Raw genomic sequence first — 14,355 nt, forward strand, 5'->3', positions numbered from 1 at the left:
ATGATCGGCGCAGCGTTTGGTCCGCGCGTCTTTCCGGAGCCGATCCATGACCCGTATTTCCGCCGCCGCCGCGACCCTGCTGCTGCTTTCGACGACAGGTTGCGTGGGTGCGCCGCCGATGGCGTCTGCGCCGTCGTCGGGGCCGGCGATGGCGGCCTATTTCGACTGCGTGCGGGACGGCGGCGTGGCGATCTCGGCGCACCGGGCGGTTTCGGCTCTGGACCAGCCCGAGAACTCCATCGCCGCCATCGAGGCGACGGGCCGGGCGATCCCCAATGCGATCCTGGAGCTGGACGCGGTCCTGACCAAGGACCGGCAGCTGGTTCTGATGCACGACGACACCATGGACCGGACGACCACGGGACGCGGGCGGGTCGCGGACCTGACGCTGGCCCAGGTGAAACAGGCGCGGCTGAAGGCGTCGAACGGCGCCCTGACGCGCGCTGCGCCGCCGACGCTGGGCGAGGCGCTGGACGCCGCCGGACGCGTGGGCGCGATCGCCAGCATCGACCTGAAACCCGCGGACGGCGAAACCACGGTCGATCTGGCGCGAGCGGTGATCGATCAAGTGCGCCGGTCGCGGGCCGGCAACCGGGTGATCTTGATCACCTACAATGACGCCGACGCGCGGGCGGTGGCGGCCATGGCGCCGGAGATGATGATCTCGGCCGGGCTGAGCGGTGTGGATAAGCTGAGCGGGCTGAACCCGGCGCAGATCCTGGCCTGGACCGGCACGCGCGAGGAGCGTCCGGCGCTGTGGCGCGCCCTGCGCGAGGCCGGCGTCGAGGTTCAGTTCGGCACCTTGGGCGCCGAGGGCGTGCGCCGCGACGATCGCTACGCCGCCGACGGGGACGTTTCGGAATATCGCGATCTGGTGCGCCAGGGCGTCACGGTGATCGCCACCGACACGCCGCTGGCCGTCAAGTCGGTGCTGGGCGCCGAGGTGGCCAAGGCCGCGACGTGCGCGCGGCCGCGCTGATCTGAGCCTTAGAAGACCTTTCGACCGCCCACCCAGGTTCCGATCAGCTTGCCCTGAAGCCGGCGGCCATCGAAGGGCGAGTTCTTGGACTTGGAGTGAAGGGCGTCGGCGTCGATGATGACGGGGGCGCCGGCGTCGAACAGGATGACGTCAGCAGGGGCGCCCTCGGCCAGGACGCCCGCGTCGAGGCCGAGCAGGGCGGCGGGGCCCTGGGTCAGCGGACGCAGGACGTCGAGCAGGTCCAAACCGTCTTCGTGATGCAGGGTCAGGGCGGCGGGCAGCAGGGTCTCCAGGCCGATCGCGCCCGGCGCTGCCTCGGCGAAGGGGCGGCGCTTGTCCTCGGCCGGAGCCGGGGCGTGGGCGGAGGTGATGACGTCGATCAGGCCCTCCCGCACAGCCTCGATCAGGGCCTGGCGGTCGGCTTCGGAGCGCAGCGGCGGGTCCAGCCGGTAGAAGGTGCGATAGTCGCCGATGTCCACCTCATTGAAGCACAGGTGGTTGATCGAGACGCTGACGGCGACCTCCAGCCCCTTGGCGCGGGCGCGGGCCAGGGTGTCCAAGGCGCCCTCGGTGGAAATCTGATCCACCAGGAACCGCGCGCCGGTCTGTTCGACCAGGGCCAGGTCGCGCTCCAGCCCGATCCGCTCGGCGATGGCGGGGCTGCCAGACAGACCGAGGCGCGTGGCCAGTTCGCCGGAGGCGGCGACCGCGCCTTCCGTCAGCCAGGGGTCGGCCGGGCGGCAGGCGATCAGGGCGTTGAAGGCGGCCGCGTAGCTCATCACCCGTTGCAGGGTGCGGCTGTTGACGATGACCTTGTCGCCGTCGGTGAAATACAGGGCGCCCGCCTCGTCCATCAGGCCGATCTCGGCCATGCGCTGACCGTCCAGGGCCTTGGTCGCGGCGCCGGCGGCGCGGACGTTGACCAGGTTCAGCGCTGCGCCGCGTCGCTGGATAAAGTCGATCATGGCGGGGTCGTCGACGGCGGGATCGGTGTCGGGCTGGACCACGATGGTCGTCACGCCCCCGGCGGCGGCGGCCAGGCTGGCGGACTTCAACGTTTCCTTGGGCTCGGCGCCGGGTTCGCCGGTCTTGACCCGGATGTCGATCAGGCCGGGCGCGAGGCACAGACCGTCGGCGTCGATGATTTGATCCGCCGCCACGTCCGGCGTCGGGCCGTGGATCACGCGGCTGATACGACCGTCCTGGATCAGCAAGCCGCCGGGGCCGTCATAGTCGGAAGCGGGGTTCAGCAGGCGGGCGTTGAGAATGGCGACGGTGGTCATCGGGCGTCTCCCCAACGGGCGGAGAGGGAGGCCAGCACCGCCATGCGGGCGGCGACGCCCATCTCGACCTGATCCTGGATCAGGGAGACGTCCAGGTCGTCGGCCACGTCGGAATCGATCTCGACGCCGCGGTTCATGGGCCCGGGGTGCATGACCCGGGCGCCGGGATTGGCCCAGGCCAGCTTCTCGCGACCCAGGCCCCAGAAGCGGAAATATTCGCGGGTCGAGGGGACCAGGGCGCCGGCCATCCGCTCCAGCTGAAGCCGCAGCATCATGACGACGTCGCAGCCCTTCAGACCTTCGCGCATGTCATGGAAGACCTCGCAGCCCCAGCGGTCCGCGTCGCCGGGCACCAGGGTCGGCGGGCCGATCAGGCGGACGCGCGCCCCCATCATCTGCAACAAGGCGACATTGGAGCGGGCCACGCGGCTGTGGGTGATGTCGCCGCAGATGGCGACGGTCAGGCTGGTCACATCGCCGAAGGCGCGGCGCATGGACAGCAAATCCAGCAGGGCCTGGGTCGGATGTTCGTGGCGGCCGTCGCCGGCGTTGACTACGGCGCAACCGACCTTCTGGCTCAGCAGTTCGGCCGCGCCCGAGGCCGAGTGGCGGATGACCAGGATGTCGGGCTTCATGGCGTTCAGGGTGACCGCCGTGTCGATCAGGGTCTCGCCCTTTTTCACCGAGGAGGCGGCGACCGGCATGGTCACGACGTCGGCGCCCAACCGCTTGGCGGCGATCTCGAAGGAGGAGCTGGTGCGGGTCGAGTTCTCGAAGAACAGGTTCACGACCGTGCGGCCGTGCAGCAGATCCAGGGCCTTGGACGACTGGCGATTGAAATCGACGAAGGCGTCGCCGAGATCCAGCAACTGCGGCGTCACATACGGATCGAGGTCCGATGCGGCCAGGAAGTGCGGTTTGGGGAACGGAACCAGCCGGTCGCGGATGGTCTGATCGGTGACTTGTGCGGACTGGGTCATCGAGACGCGGCTATAGGCGGGAGTCGCTCCCATTGCCAGCGTGCGGCGCCAGTCAGGTGAAGTGAAACAGGGCCAGCAGGATGGGGATGACCACGGCGCTGCCTACGGTGGTCAGGGCGATGACGCCGGCGATCAGGGGCGCGTCGCCGCCCATCTGACGCGCCAGGATGTAGGAGGCGGCCGAGCCGGGCGCGGCGCCGCAGATCAGGGCGATGCCCTGCGCGAGGCTGTCGCCGCCCAAAGCCCAGGCGATGAACCACATCAGCGGCGGCATGACCCCGAGTTTGACCAGGCTGACAGCGGCGATGGTGGTGCGGCGGCGTTTGACTTCGGCGAAGGACAGACCCGCCCCGGCGACGATCAGGCCCAAGGGCAGGGCGGCGGCGCCCAGCAGGTCCATCGCATCCGACAGGCCAGGGATCAACGGCACGCGCAACAGATTAAGCGCCAGGCCGATCAGGCAGGCCAGGAGGATCGGATTGGCCAGCATCGACTTGATCAGGCCGATCACCGACGGCTCGCGGCGCAGCGACCCCCATTTCGCCAGCACGGCGACGCAGGCGATGTTGGTGACGGGAATGATGAAGGCGATGGCGACGGCGGCCACCGCCGTGCCTTCCGAGCCATAGACCGACTGGATCACCGGCACGAAGACGAAGCTGTTCCAGCGGATCACGCCCTGAAAGACGCTGGTGTAGGCCGGACCGTCCAGGGTGATCAGGGGCTTGGACGCCAGGGTCGCGGCCGCCACGATCAGCGTCGCGCCCACCGCCGCCGCGCCCGCCACGGTCGCGCCGCCGCCGGCGAGGTCGGCGTGCCAGATCGCGGGGATCAGGAAGCTGGGATAGAAGATGTTGATCGACAGCTTCTCGATCGGCCGCCAAGCCTCGTCTGGCAGGAAGCCGGACTTTCTGAGGCCGTAGCCCAGGGCGATCATCAGAAAGACCGGCAGGACGCCGGCGATCAGGGCCGTCAAACCCAGGTCGCCTGGTCCCGAACCCGGTCCAGAGCACCCTGCAGGATCCAGGCGGCGGCGGTGCGGTCCACGACCTGGGCGCGGCGTTTGCGGTTCAGATCCAGATCCTCGATCAGGAAACGCTCGACCGCGCTGGTGGACAGCCGCTCGTCCCAAAAGGCGATGTTGACGGGCCGCAGCCGCTCCAGATTGCGGGCGAAGGCGCGGCACGACTGGGCGCGCGGACCTTCCGTGCCGTCCATGTTGGCGGGCAGGCCGATGACCAGGGCCGAAACCTTGCGATGCGCCATCAGTTTGAACAGGTGTTCGGCTTCCTGCGTGAACTTGGACTTTCGGATCAGCTCCAGCGGCGAGGCGATCAGGCGGGTGGAATCCGACACGGCGACCCCGATGGTCTTCTCGCCCAGATCCAGCCCCATCCACGGCGTGTCGGGCGGGCAGGCAGCGGGCAGGTCGAGGAGGTCGAGGACGGGCACGGCCTGCGGTTAGGACTGGCGCGGGCCGAAGTCAAAGGCGATGGTGACGATGATGGACAGGAAGGACGATGACATGCGCATAGCGACAGCAGCGATGACGGCTCTCGGGCTTGTGCTGAGCGGTTGCGGACAGTCCGACGCGCCGGCGAAAACCCCGGCCGCACAGGATACCCAGATCGCGGCAGCCGCGCCGACGCCGGCCGTGATCACACGCGCAGTCACGCCCCCGACCACCAAGCCGGTCGGGCCTGCCGAACGGCGCGCGGCCGCTGCACGCGAAGAGATCGGCACGGCGGCCGATGTGTCGCAGTTGCAGGCCCTGCCGGATCTGAACGCCAAGGTCTTCAGCCTGTCGGGCGGCGATCCGGCGGTGAATGGTCTGGTGACCTATTTCGCCCTGTTCGGCGGTTCGGCCGAGGGCTGGCGCGCCTATCCTCTGGGCGATTACGCCGAATGGAAGGTCGTCGAGGCGAAGACCGGGCGCGTGGTCCTGGCGGTGCGTCAGGACACGGCGGGGCCGAACGGCGACATCCTGAAGGTGGAGCGCACCGTGCAGATCGACTTCCCTCCGAGCGGCGAGACGCCGCCGGACGCGGTGTCCGTCAGCACGTCGCAGTGAGATCACGCCTGACGACGGGCGGCTGATCCTTGTGAATCCCAAAGCGTGCGGCTAATCCGACCGCTTCGTTTTCATTTTGTGTGTTGGAGGGCCGCATGGCCATCGACGCTGCGACGGTGCGCAAGGTTGCGCATCTCGCCCGCATCAAGACCCCCGAGGACCGGCTGGAGCCGCTGGCGCAGGAGCTGAACGGCATCCTGGCCTGGATCGAGCAGTTGGATCAGGTGGATGTCGAAGGCGTGGAGCCGATGACCTCGAACGTCGCCCAGCCGCTGCGCCTGCGCGACGACGTCGTCACCGACGGCGCCAAGGTCGATGCGGTCCTGTCGAATGCGCCCAAGTCGGCGGACGGCTTCTTCGTCGTGCCCAAGGTGGTCGAATAGTCATGAGCGACCTGACCAAACTGACCCTGAAGGGCGCCGTCGACGGGCTGAAGGCCAAGGACTTCACATCGGCGGAAATCACCCAGGCCTTCCTGACTACGATCGAAGCCGCCAATCCGACCCTGAACGCCTATGTCGAGGTGACGGCGGACAAGGCTATGGACATGGCGCGCGCGTCGGACGCCCGCATCGCCTCCGGCGAAGCCGGAGCGCTGGAAGGCGCGCCGCTGGGGATCAAGGACCTGTTCTGCACCGAGGGCGTTCAGACGACGGCCGGCTCCAACATGTTGCGCGGCTTCACACCCCCCTATGAATCGACCGTCACCGCCAATCTGTGGCGGGACGGGGCGGTCATGCTGGGCAAGCTGAACATGGACGAGTTCGCCATGGGCTCGTCCAACGAGACCTCGGCCTTTGGTCCGGTGAAGAACCCGTGGAAATCGACCGGCTCGAACGCCGAGCTGACGCCGGGCGGTTCGTCGGGCGGTTCGGCCTCGGCCGTCGCGGCCGATCTGTGCCTGGCCGCCACCGCATCGGACACCGGCGGTTCGATCCGCCAGCCGGCCGCCTTCACCGGCACGGTCGGGATCAAGCCCACCTATGGCCGCGCCAGCCGCTTCGGCATGGTGGCCTTTGCCTCGTCGCTCGACCAGGCCGGTCCGATCACCAAGACGGTCGAGGACGCGGCCCTGCTGCTGCAATCCATGTGCTCGTTCGACGCCAAGGATTCGACCAGCCTGGACATCCCGACGCCGGATTGGACCCAGTCGGTCGGCCAATCGGTCAAGGGCCTGCGCATCGGCGTGCCGCGCGAATATGTCGTGGACGGGATGCCGGCCGAGATCCAGGCCCTGTGGGATCAGGGCGTGGCCTGGCTGAAGGACGCCGGCTGCGAGATCGTCGAGATCAGCCTGCCGCACACCAAATACGCCCTGCCGACCTACTATATCGTGGCCCCTGCCGAAGCGTCTTCGAACCTGGCCCGCTACGACGGCATGCGGTTCGGGCATCGGGCGGAGGACTTCAAGTCGCTGGACGATCTGTATGCGACCTCGCGCGCCGAAGGCTTCGGCAAGGAGGTCCAGCGTCGCCTGACCATCGGCGCCTATGTGCTGTCGGCCGGCTTCTATGACGCCTACTACGTCAAGGCGCTGAAGGTGCGGCGTCGCATCGCCGAGGACTTCGACAACGTCTGGGGCCAGGTGGACGCCATCCTGACGCCGTCGACGCCGTCGGCCGCCTTCGCGCTGGGCGACAAGCAGATCGACCCGCTGACCATGTATCTGAACGACGTCTTCACGGTGACGACCAATCTGGCCGGCCTGCCGGGCATTTCGGTGCCGGCGGGCGTGGACGCCGGCGGCCTGCCGCTGGGGCTTCAGGTCATCGGCAAGGCGCTGGACGAGGCGACGGTCTTCCAGGTCGGCGCGGCGCTGGAACGGGCGGCGGGCTTCACGGCCAAGCCGGGCAAGTGGTGGTGAGCATGAGCGACAATACCAAGACCATCAAAGGCCGCACCGGCGATTGGGAAATCGTCATGGGCCTGGAAATCCACGCCCAAGTGGCGTCGAAGGCCAAGCTGTTCTCCGGCGCCGCCGTCGGCTTCGGCGCGGGGCCGAACGAGCAGGTGTCGCTGGTCGATGCGGGCTTTCCCGGCATGCTGCCGACGCTGAACAAACACTGCGTCGAGCAGGCGGTGAAGACGGGCCTGGGCCTGCGCGCGCAGATCAACCGCCGCAGCCAGTTCGACCGCAAGAACTACTTCTATCCCGACCTGCCGACCGGCTATCAGATCAGTCAGCTCTATTACCCCATCGTGGGGGAAGGCGTGGTCGAGGTGGAGGCCGAGGACGGCAGCTTCTTCAACGTCGGCATCGAGCGGCTGCACCTGGAGCAGGATGCGGGCAAGCTGATCCACGACCTGTCGCCGACCGAAAGCTACGTCGATCTGAACCGGGCCGGCACGGCGCTGATGGAGATCGTGTCGCGGCCCGACCTGCGCACGCCGGATGAGGCGGTGGCCTATGTGAAAAAGATTCGGACCATCCTGATCTATCTGGGCACCTGCGACGGCGACATGGAGAAGGGCAACCTGCGGGCCGACGTGAACGTGTCGGTCTGCCGGGCCGGCAACTACGACAAGTTCAAGGAGACGGGCGACTTCAGCTATCTGGGGACGCGCTGCGAGATCAAGAACGTCAACAGCTTCCGCTTCATTTCTCAGGCGATCCAGTATGAGGCGCGCCGCCAGATTGAAATTCTGGAGGACGGCGGTTCGATCACCCAGGAGACGCGCCTGTACGACCCGACGGCCGGCGAAACGCGCTCGATGCGGTCCAAGGAGGAGGCGCAAGACTATCGCTACTTCCCCGATCCCGATCTGCTGCCGCTGGATCTGGAAGAGGCGTGGATCGCCGAGATCAAGGCGTCGCTGCCCGAGCTGCCGGACGACAAGCGCAAGCGTCTGATGGCGGACTATGGCCTGTCGCAATACGACGCCATCGTGCTGATCTCTGAACAGGCCAAGGCCGACTATTTCGAAGCCGCCGCCAAGGGTCGGGACGCCAAGCTGGTGTCGAACTGGGTCACCAACGAGGTTTCGGCGCGCCTGGCGGCCGAGGGCAAGGACTTCAGCGAGAATCCGCTGCCGGCGGCGCACGTCGCGCAGCTGGTCGAGTTGATCGAGACGAACGTCATCTCTTCCAAAATCGCCAAGGAGGTCTTCGATCACGTCTGGAACGGCGAAGGCTCGCCGGCCGAGGTGGTCGAGAAACACGGGCTGAAACAGGTCACGGACACCGGCGCCATCGAAAAGGCCGTGGACGAGATCATCGCCGCCAATCCGGACAAGGCGGCGGCGGTGGCTGAAAAGCCCCAGGCCATCGGCTGGTTCGTCGGTCAGGTCATGAAGGCCACGGGCGGCAAGGCCAACCCGGCGGCGGTCAACGACATCCTGAAGACCAAGCTGGGGCTCTGATGCTTGGGGGCTGCGGCCCACAAACCCCGGCTTGTCGCTAACGCTCGCGACGCGGTCGCTCGCTGGTTGAGCGACAAACTGCACGATAAAGGCCCGGAGATTGCTCTCCGGGCCTTTGTTCTCACCAGCGCCAGGCGTCGCGGATGACGTCGATAATATAGCCGTCGTATTCGTCGATCAGATACAGGGTGTTGTCGACGGAGACCCAGCGCGTGCCCTCGGGCGGATAGCCCAGGCCGTAGGTGCGCCAGTCGTTTATTTGGTAGCGCCAGAAGACGTCCGGCAGATACTGGCCGACCGACCACGACCGACCCCAGTAGGACCGCGGCACGCTGTAATAGCCCCAGCCGGGCGCGAAGTAGAAGCCGACGCGCACGCCGTTGTAACCCCTGAAGCGCCGATCGTTGCGCCACCAGTCCGAGCGGTGGCCGCGATAGAAGTCGCGCCGCCATTGATCGCCGTTGAAACGCTGGCGGAACTCGCGGTGCTGACGGTCGCGGTCACGACCGTTGTTCCAGCCCGAGCCCGGACGGTCGGGACGGTTCCAGCTGTTTCCGGGACGGTCGGGGCGTTGACCGCCTGCATTTGGGCGGTCGGGCCGATCGGGTCGGTTCCAGCCGCCTTCGGGTCGGTCTGGACGTTGGCCGCCGGTGTTCGGGCGATCGGGTCGGTTCCAGCCGCCTTCGGGCCGGTCTGGGCGTTGGCCGCCGGTGTTCGGACGATCGGGACGGTTCCAGCCGCCTTCTGGCCGGTCGGGACGCTGGCCGGCGGCGTTGGGGCGATCGGGCCGGTTCCAGCCGCCTTCGGGCCGGTCCGGACGTTGGCCGCCAATGTTCGGACGATCGGGCCGGTTCCAACCGCCTTCGGGACGATCCGGACGCTGGCCGCCCGCATTCGGACGTTCGCCACCCGACGGGCGCTCGGGACGGGGCGTATCGTTTGCGGGGCGGCTGGGACGTTCGGGGCGAGGCTCAGGCGGTCCGTCCTCACGACCCATCTGCGGACGCTCGGGCCGGTTCATGCCGCGGGCGCGACCTTCGCGCTGCGGGCGTTCCTGCTGAGCCTGGTCCTGTTCCTGGGCGAGGGCCTGCATCGGGACTGCAAGCGGGCCGGCGACGGCGGCGATGGCGGTGAAAGCCATCAGGAGGCGTTTCATGGTCTTTGGTTCCTGCACGCCGGGTCTCCGGCGGCTTGAGACGATCATCGATCCGTGGCGATGAACCCAGGCTGAACACTGTTCGCAATCAAGGGGCTGTCCGAAAAAGCAGAACCCCGCAGGCAAGACCTGCGGGGTTCGATCGTCCGGTTATGACGAGGCTTAATAGACGCCCGACAGGACGCTGGCGATCAGGCCGCTGGCCACGGCGATCAACAGGATGTCGTTGCCGGCGTGGACGTAGCGATAACCGCGCGGCGCTTCGCGAAGACCGTAAACATAGGGGTCTCGGACATAGTAGTTGCGATACTGGTAGGGCAGATAACCGCCGGTGCGCCAGCGATAGTTGCTGTAGCGCGGCTCGACCCGATAGTAGCCATAGCTGGGGGCGTACCAGTAGCCTGCCCGCGGACCGTTGTAGCCACGGAAGTCCGAGCGGCCGCGCCACCAGTTGCTGTTGTTGCGGTCCCAGCGGTCATTGCGCCAATCGCGACGGTCGTCCCGGCGTTCGTCGCGATAGTCACGACGGTCGTCGCGGCGGTCCCGGCGATAGTCCTGGCGGCTGTCATAGCGACCGTCGCGCCAGTCGCGGCGATCTTCACGGCGTTCCTGGCGGAAGTCGCGGCGGTCGTCACGACGATCCTGACGATACTCGCGGCGGTCGCGGTCCTGGGCCTGGACGAGCATCGGCACGGCCGTGGTCGACAGGGCGAGGGCGACGACGGCGGCCTTGGTGAGGCGGTTCATCCTCGTGCTCCATTCTGGGCCGCCGACGGATGTGCCGATCCGACCCGTTAATGATGAGCAAGGTCGGATTTCGCGCCTGAATGCCCGCTGAACGATCCCGTCAGGTTTGCGGAGCGCGTAGGCCGCGCCGGAGAGGCGTAAACGAGAGATTTATCAGAGATTTCCCAGGTCTGAATCCCGTTAGAAGTATTCATTTCTGCTTTACTGAAAAGTCCGCGCAAGGCCTTTCGCCGTTAACTTTAACTTCAAACCACCGGTATTTGATGGCGTCTCAGAGGCGGGCCCAGAAGGGCGCCCGTTGAGGAGATACGGTGATGAACGCGCAAGAAATGGCGCACGACCTGCAGGCCCACGACGACGGTCTGCCCCTGCCGACCCCGGACATGTCCGGCGACGACCTGTTCAAACTGGGCATGATGTATTCGGCTGGATCGGGCGGTTGTCCGATGGACCGGGTGTCGGCCCACATGATCTTCAACCTGGCGGCCATGAAGGGTTCGATCGAGGCGCGCGTCTATCGCCGCGAGATGAGCCTGGAGATGGAACGCGAGGAGATCGCGGAAGCCCAGAAGGCCGCGCGGCGCTACATCGATCAGGGCGTGGTTCAGCTGGTCGCCTAAACGACTGGCTCAGAACTGGGCGTAGCCGTTGCCGTTCGATCCGTTGATCGAATAGCTGAAGCCGATAGGCAGTGCGGCGCGCACCTGGGTGAAGAAGGCCGCCAGTTCGCCCAGCGTCGAACGCGGCACGAAGACGATGTCGCCACGCCGCAAGGGCACGACCTCGCCGCGACGCGGACGCAGGTCCACCACACGCATCATGCGCGAACCGCCAGGCCCTCGACGGATCAGGGCCACGCTGTCCTGACGCGACGTTGGGGCGAACCCGCCGGCCTGGATCACCGCCTGATAGGCGTCCAGATCGCCGAGCATTTCGAAGACGCCCGGCGTGCGGACTTCGCCGTCGACCCAGACGCGGATCGGCCCGGCCTGGCGCAGGGTGACCTCGACAACAGGGCGCACCAGCTGGGACGCATAGGCCGCCGAGACGACCTGCTGAAGCTGGGGCAGGGTGCGATCCGCCGCCATGACCGATCCGATCAGGGGCAGGGCGATACGACCATCGGGACCGACCTTAAGCGTGCGTGTCAGTTCCGAAGCCGTCGGCGTCGCCACCTCGATCTCGTCGCCGGGATGTAGCAGATATTCCGGCTCCTGGTCCGTCCAGGGGGCGAAGGGCAGGCCGGCGAGCGCGTCGTAGGGCGACCGGTCGACGCGCCGGGGATCGCCAGCGCCGCCGGCGCCGCCGCAGGCCGCCAGCGACGCGGCGATGGAGGCTGAACCCAGGGTCAGCAGAAACAGGCGGCGATCGGTCAGCATGGGAATCGGTCGGCCTCGACGAGGGATTTGAGCCAACCTCGCCGGTTATGGGTAACCATCAGTTAACGCCGGTGGGCGAAGGGTGAGGACCACACGCCTTTCAAGGGATTCGGCCCGCCCGATGCGCTCCACCGCACACGTCACCACAAGGCCGCGCTACGGCGTTCTGGACGTGATCGGCCTGTTGTTCCGCGAACTGCTGCTGATGATCGTCGTCTTCGTGGTGATCCTGGGGCTGGGGTTCGCCGCCGCCATGACGCTGAAGAAGAGCTATACGGCCACCGGCTCGGTGTTTGCAGGCGTGGGGCAGGAATACGTCTATCAGCCGCGCGTCGGCACGGCCGAACGGGGCCAGGCGCCGCAGGGTGACGAGGTCGCCAACTCCGAAGCCGCCATCCTGGGTTCAAGCGCCGTTCGCCAGAAGGTGGTCGACGTCCTGGGCCCGGCCGCCATCCTGGGCGAGCCGCCCAAGGGCAGTCCGCAGGCCGCGCGGTCCGCTGCGCTGAAGGCCGTCGGCGGCGGCCTGGGCGTCGCCACGGCGCCAGGCAGCGCGGTCATCCACCTGACCTACAAGGCCGACGATCCCGAACGCGCGGCCCGGGTCCTGAACACGATCATTGAGCAATATCTGATCTATCGCCGCGAAGTCTTTCAGGACAAGACGCCGGCCATCGCCAGCCAACGCATGGCCTTCGAGGATGAACTCGGTAATGCGGACCGCGCCTACGAGGCCTTCCTGGCGTCCAATGACATCGGCGACTTCACCGCGGCCAAGGCGACGCTGGCGGCGACCTATCAGACGGTCTTTACCGACCGAATGTCGACGCAGAGCCAGCTGAACCAGACCGCCCAGCGGCTGAACACCCTGATCGCGCAGCAGGCGGGAACCCCGGCGGAGGTGGCGCTGCAGCAGGATCTGAACATTTCGGCCCAAGACCAGGTGCTGCAACTGCGCACCGAGCGCGAGCAGCTGCTGTCGCGCTATCAGCCCGACGCCCAGCCGGTGAAAGACATCGAGGCGCGGATCAACCAACTTCAAGCCTATGTCGCGACCGGCACGGCCGTCGGAGCCAAGGAGGTCCGCACCGGACCGAACCCCGTCTGGACCGAGCTGGAAACCACGCGGATCAACACCCGGGCCGAGCGCGACTCGCTGGCGGCGCGTCTGTCGGTGCTGGATCGGCAGCTGGCCGACATCCGTTCGCGGCAGGCGCGGTTGACGGCGCTGGAATCCGAGAACACGACCCTGGCCGGCAATCGCGAAGTGCTGAGCGCCTCTATCCGGGAGTTCCAGCAGCGCGAGACGCAGAGCCGCGCCGATAACGCCCTGGTCGCCGCCGGCGCCGACAACGTCACCGTCATCGAACGCGCCCAGCCGCCAGCGACCGGCAAGAGCCTGAAGATCCCGCTGCTGGCGGCGGTCTTCCTGTTCGCCGGCTTCACGGCCCTGTGCGTCGGCCTGTTGCGGGTGTTCACGCGTCGCGGCTTTACGACGCCGGCCTCGGTCAGCCGCACCATGGACATGCCGGTTCTCGCCGTCGCGCCGGCCAAGGCGGCCTAGCGAAACTCGTGCTAGGCTGAGGGCTTAGGGAGCGCCTTGGCGATTCGATGGTCGATCTGACTTCAGAAATGGCGGGCCTTTGGGCGACGCTGGGACCGGCGCCGGCGCACCGCGCGCGCGTGATCCAGTTCGCCTCCGCCGTCACCGGAGAGGGCGTCTCGACCGTGGCGCGGGAGTTCGCGCGGCTGGCGGCGGTGCGGGCGCGCAAGCCCGTCTGGCTGATCGACGGTGATCTGGCGCAGCAGGGGCAGTTGGAGACGGTGTCGGCCGAGCCGGATCGTTTCGGCCAGGTCGGCAAGGCCGCGCAAGGCTCGCCAGACGGCTCAAGCTTCTACGCCGTAACGCCGCGCGTGACCGGGCGCGACGGCAAGCCGGTGCCGGATTCGCGGCTGCTGACGGCGCGGTCCTGCCTGGGCGGCCGGTTGTGGGTCACGCACTTCCACATGGAGGCGCTGCGGTCCGGGCACCGGGTCGAGGCGGTCGGAGAGCCCCGATATTGGGAGGCGCTGCGGCCCCACGCCGACACCATCGTGGTCGACGCGCCCGCCGCCGACCGCAACGACATGGCGATCATCCTGGCGCCCTTCGTGGACATGACGGTGCTGGTCATTGCGGCTGAAAGCACCGCCGCCCATGCGCCGGTCATCCTGCGCGACGAGATCGAGGCTGTGGGGGGCAAGATCGCCGGCGTGGTCATGAACCGCTCGACCTACAAGGCGCCAGGTTTTTTGCAGCGGCTGATGGGCTGAAGCCGCTTCCGAAGCGAGCATTTCTGGCGTCCGATTTCGCACATTCGGCAAGAAAATGAAGCGGTTGCGCTGAAATCGGGCGCGGATGCG

The 14,355-nt window shown here is 67.4% G+C and carries 15 protein-coding genes; 8 read left to right on the top strand and 7 right to left on the bottom strand.

All coding sequences use genetic code 11. The features are described 5' to 3' along the window. Positions 1-46 precede the first annotated feature (46 nt). A complete protein-coding gene (locus HF680_RS02755) occupies positions 47-979 on the top strand; it encodes a glycerophosphodiester phosphodiesterase family protein (RefSeq protein WP_045811603.1) in 933 nt (310 codons plus the stop codon). Between the two features lie 8 nt (positions 980-987). Here the strand turns inward: HF680_RS02755 and pyrC are convergent, their stop codons facing one another. From pyrC to ruvX, 4 genes are read right to left on the bottom strand one after another with little or no spacing between them, the layout of a single operon-like run. Further along, the gene (pyrC, locus tag HF680_RS02760; protein ID WP_185223989.1) at positions 988-2,262 is read right to left on the bottom strand and encodes a dihydroorotase; all 1,275 of its coding nucleotides are present in this window, start codon (positions 2,260-2,262) and stop codon (positions 988-990) included. After that, positions 2,259-3,242 carry an aspartate carbamoyltransferase catalytic subunit gene (locus tag HF680_RS02765; protein ID WP_045811605.1) on the bottom strand — a complete coding sequence of 328 codons (984 nt, stop codon included), beginning with the start codon at positions 3,240-3,242 and terminating at the stop codon, positions 2,259-2,261. Before HF680_RS02765 ends, pyrC begins: the two co-directional genes overlap by 4 nt. A 52-nt stretch (positions 3,243-3,294) precedes the next feature. Then, on the bottom strand, positions 3,295-4,218 hold the full coding sequence (locus tag HF680_RS02770) for an AEC family transporter (protein ID WP_185223990.1): 924 nt from the start codon (positions 4,216-4,218) through the stop codon (positions 3,295-3,297). Beyond that, complete coding sequence (gene ruvX, locus HF680_RS02775; RefSeq protein WP_017506485.1) at positions 4,215-4,694, bottom strand: Holliday junction resolvase RuvX; 480 nt, start codon at positions 4,692-4,694, stop codon at positions 4,215-4,217. The genes HF680_RS02770 and ruvX overlap by 4 nt, the downstream gene beginning before the upstream one ends. A gap of 73 nt (positions 4,695-4,767) precedes the next feature. Here ruvX and HF680_RS02780 point away from each other — a divergent pair, with 73 nt between their 5' ends. From HF680_RS02780 to gatB, 4 genes are all read left to right on the top strand, one after another. Then, positions 4,768-5,313: a hypothetical protein gene (locus tag HF680_RS02780; RefSeq protein WP_185223991.1), complete on the top strand. Its 546-nt coding sequence runs from the start codon at positions 4,768-4,770 to the stop codon at positions 5,311-5,313. Between the two features lie 95 nt (positions 5,314-5,408). Then, positions 5,409-5,696: an Asp-tRNA(Asn)/Glu-tRNA(Gln) amidotransferase subunit GatC gene (gene gatC, locus HF680_RS02785; RefSeq protein WP_039247681.1), complete on the top strand. Its 288-nt coding sequence runs from the start codon at positions 5,409-5,411 to the stop codon at positions 5,694-5,696. A 2-nt stretch (positions 5,697-5,698) separates the two neighbouring features. Then, a complete protein-coding gene (gene gatA, locus HF680_RS02790; RefSeq protein WP_185223992.1) occupies positions 5,699-7,177 on the top strand; it encodes an Asp-tRNA(Asn)/Glu-tRNA(Gln) amidotransferase subunit GatA in 1,479 nt (492 codons plus the stop codon). A 2-nt stretch (positions 7,178-7,179) separates the two neighbouring features. Then, positions 7,180-8,673, top strand: a complete 1,494-nt coding sequence (gene gatB / locus HF680_RS02795; protein WP_045811610.1) for an Asp-tRNA(Asn)/Glu-tRNA(Gln) amidotransferase subunit GatB — start codon at positions 7,180-7,182, stop codon at positions 8,671-8,673. Between the two features lie 121 nt (positions 8,674-8,794). Here the strand turns inward: gatB and HF680_RS15920 are convergent, their stop codons facing one another. After that, the gene (locus HF680_RS15920; RefSeq protein WP_231576684.1) at positions 8,795-9,829 is read right to left on the bottom strand and encodes an RcnB family protein; all 1,035 of its coding nucleotides are present in this window, start codon (positions 9,827-9,829) and stop codon (positions 8,795-8,797) included. 162 nt (positions 9,830-9,991) lie between these two features. Then, complete coding sequence (locus HF680_RS02805; RefSeq protein WP_045811611.1) at positions 9,992-10,576, bottom strand: RcnB family protein; 585 nt, start codon at positions 10,574-10,576, stop codon at positions 9,992-9,994. Between the two features lie 314 nt (positions 10,577-10,890). Here HF680_RS02805 and HF680_RS02810 point away from each other — a divergent pair, with 314 nt between their 5' ends. After that, entirely contained in the window at positions 10,891-11,196 is a 306-nt protein-coding gene (locus tag HF680_RS02810) for a hypothetical protein (protein ID WP_039247692.1), read from the top strand. Between the two features lie 9 nt (positions 11,197-11,205). Here the strand turns inward: HF680_RS02810 and HF680_RS02815 are convergent, their stop codons facing one another. Next, positions 11,206-11,955 (bottom strand): polysaccharide biosynthesis/export family protein, encoded by a 750-nt coding sequence (locus HF680_RS02815; protein ID WP_185223993.1) that lies wholly within the window; start codon positions 11,953-11,955, stop codon positions 11,206-11,208. Between the two features lie 121 nt (positions 11,956-12,076). On the opposite strand from HF680_RS02815, the gene HF680_RS02820 reads away from it, so the two are divergent. Together HF680_RS02820 and HF680_RS02825 are read left to right on the top strand one after the other, a co-directional pair. Then, positions 12,077-13,516: a GumC family protein gene (locus HF680_RS02820; protein WP_185223994.1), complete on the top strand. Its 1,440-nt coding sequence runs from the start codon at positions 12,077-12,079 to the stop codon at positions 13,514-13,516. A gap of 47 nt (positions 13,517-13,563) precedes the next feature. Continuing rightward, positions 13,564-14,265 (top strand): P-loop NTPase family protein, encoded by a 702-nt coding sequence (locus HF680_RS02825; protein ID WP_185223995.1) that lies wholly within the window; start codon positions 13,564-13,566, stop codon positions 14,263-14,265. Positions 14,266-14,355 lie beyond the last annotated feature (90 nt).

Origin of the sequence: Brevundimonas huaxiensis (genome assembly GCF_014218725.1) — a bacterium.
Taxonomy (GTDB): domain Bacteria; phylum Pseudomonadota; class Alphaproteobacteria; order Caulobacterales; family Caulobacteraceae; genus Brevundimonas; species Brevundimonas huaxiensis.

Excerpts from the sequence above, each read along its gene's own strand:
- HF680_RS02755 (WP_045811603.1), top strand. The coding sequence starts at position 47 with ATGACCCGTATTTCCGCCGCCGCCGCGACCCTGCTGCTGCTTTCGACG.
- pyrC (WP_185223989.1), bottom strand. The coding sequence starts at position 2,262 with ATGACCACCGTCGCCATTCTCAACGCCCGCCTGCTGAACCCCGCTTCC.
- HF680_RS02765 (WP_045811605.1), bottom strand. The coding sequence starts at position 3,242 with ATGACCCAGTCCGCACAAGTCACCGATCAGACCATCCGCGACCGGCTG.
- HF680_RS02780 (WP_185223991.1), top strand. The coding sequence starts at position 4,768 with ATGCGCATAGCGACAGCAGCGATGACGGCTCTCGGGCTTGTGCTGAGC.
- gatC (WP_039247681.1), top strand. The coding sequence starts at position 5,409 with ATGGCCATCGACGCTGCGACGGTGCGCAAGGTTGCGCATCTCGCCCGC.
- gatA (WP_185223992.1), top strand. The coding sequence starts at position 5,699 with ATGAGCGACCTGACCAAACTGACCCTGAAGGGCGCCGTCGACGGGCTG.
- gatB (WP_045811610.1), top strand. The coding sequence starts at position 7,180 with ATGAGCGACAATACCAAGACCATCAAAGGCCGCACCGGCGATTGGGAA.
- HF680_RS15920 (WP_231576684.1), bottom strand. The coding sequence starts at position 9,829 with ATGAAACGCCTCCTGATGGCTTTCACCGCCATCGCCGCCGTCGCCGGC.
- HF680_RS02805 (WP_045811611.1), bottom strand. The coding sequence starts at position 10,576 with ATGAACCGCCTCACCAAGGCCGCCGTCGTCGCCCTCGCCCTGTCGACC.
- HF680_RS02810 (WP_039247692.1), top strand. The coding sequence starts at position 10,891 with ATGAACGCGCAAGAAATGGCGCACGACCTGCAGGCCCACGACGACGGT.
- HF680_RS02815 (WP_185223993.1), bottom strand. The coding sequence starts at position 11,955 with ATGCTGACCGATCGCCGCCTGTTTCTGCTGACCCTGGGTTCAGCCTCC.
- HF680_RS02820 (WP_185223994.1), top strand. The coding sequence starts at position 12,077 with ATGCGCTCCACCGCACACGTCACCACAAGGCCGCGCTACGGCGTTCTG.
- HF680_RS02825 (WP_185223995.1), top strand. The coding sequence starts at position 13,564 with ATGGTCGATCTGACTTCAGAAATGGCGGGCCTTTGGGCGACGCTGGGA.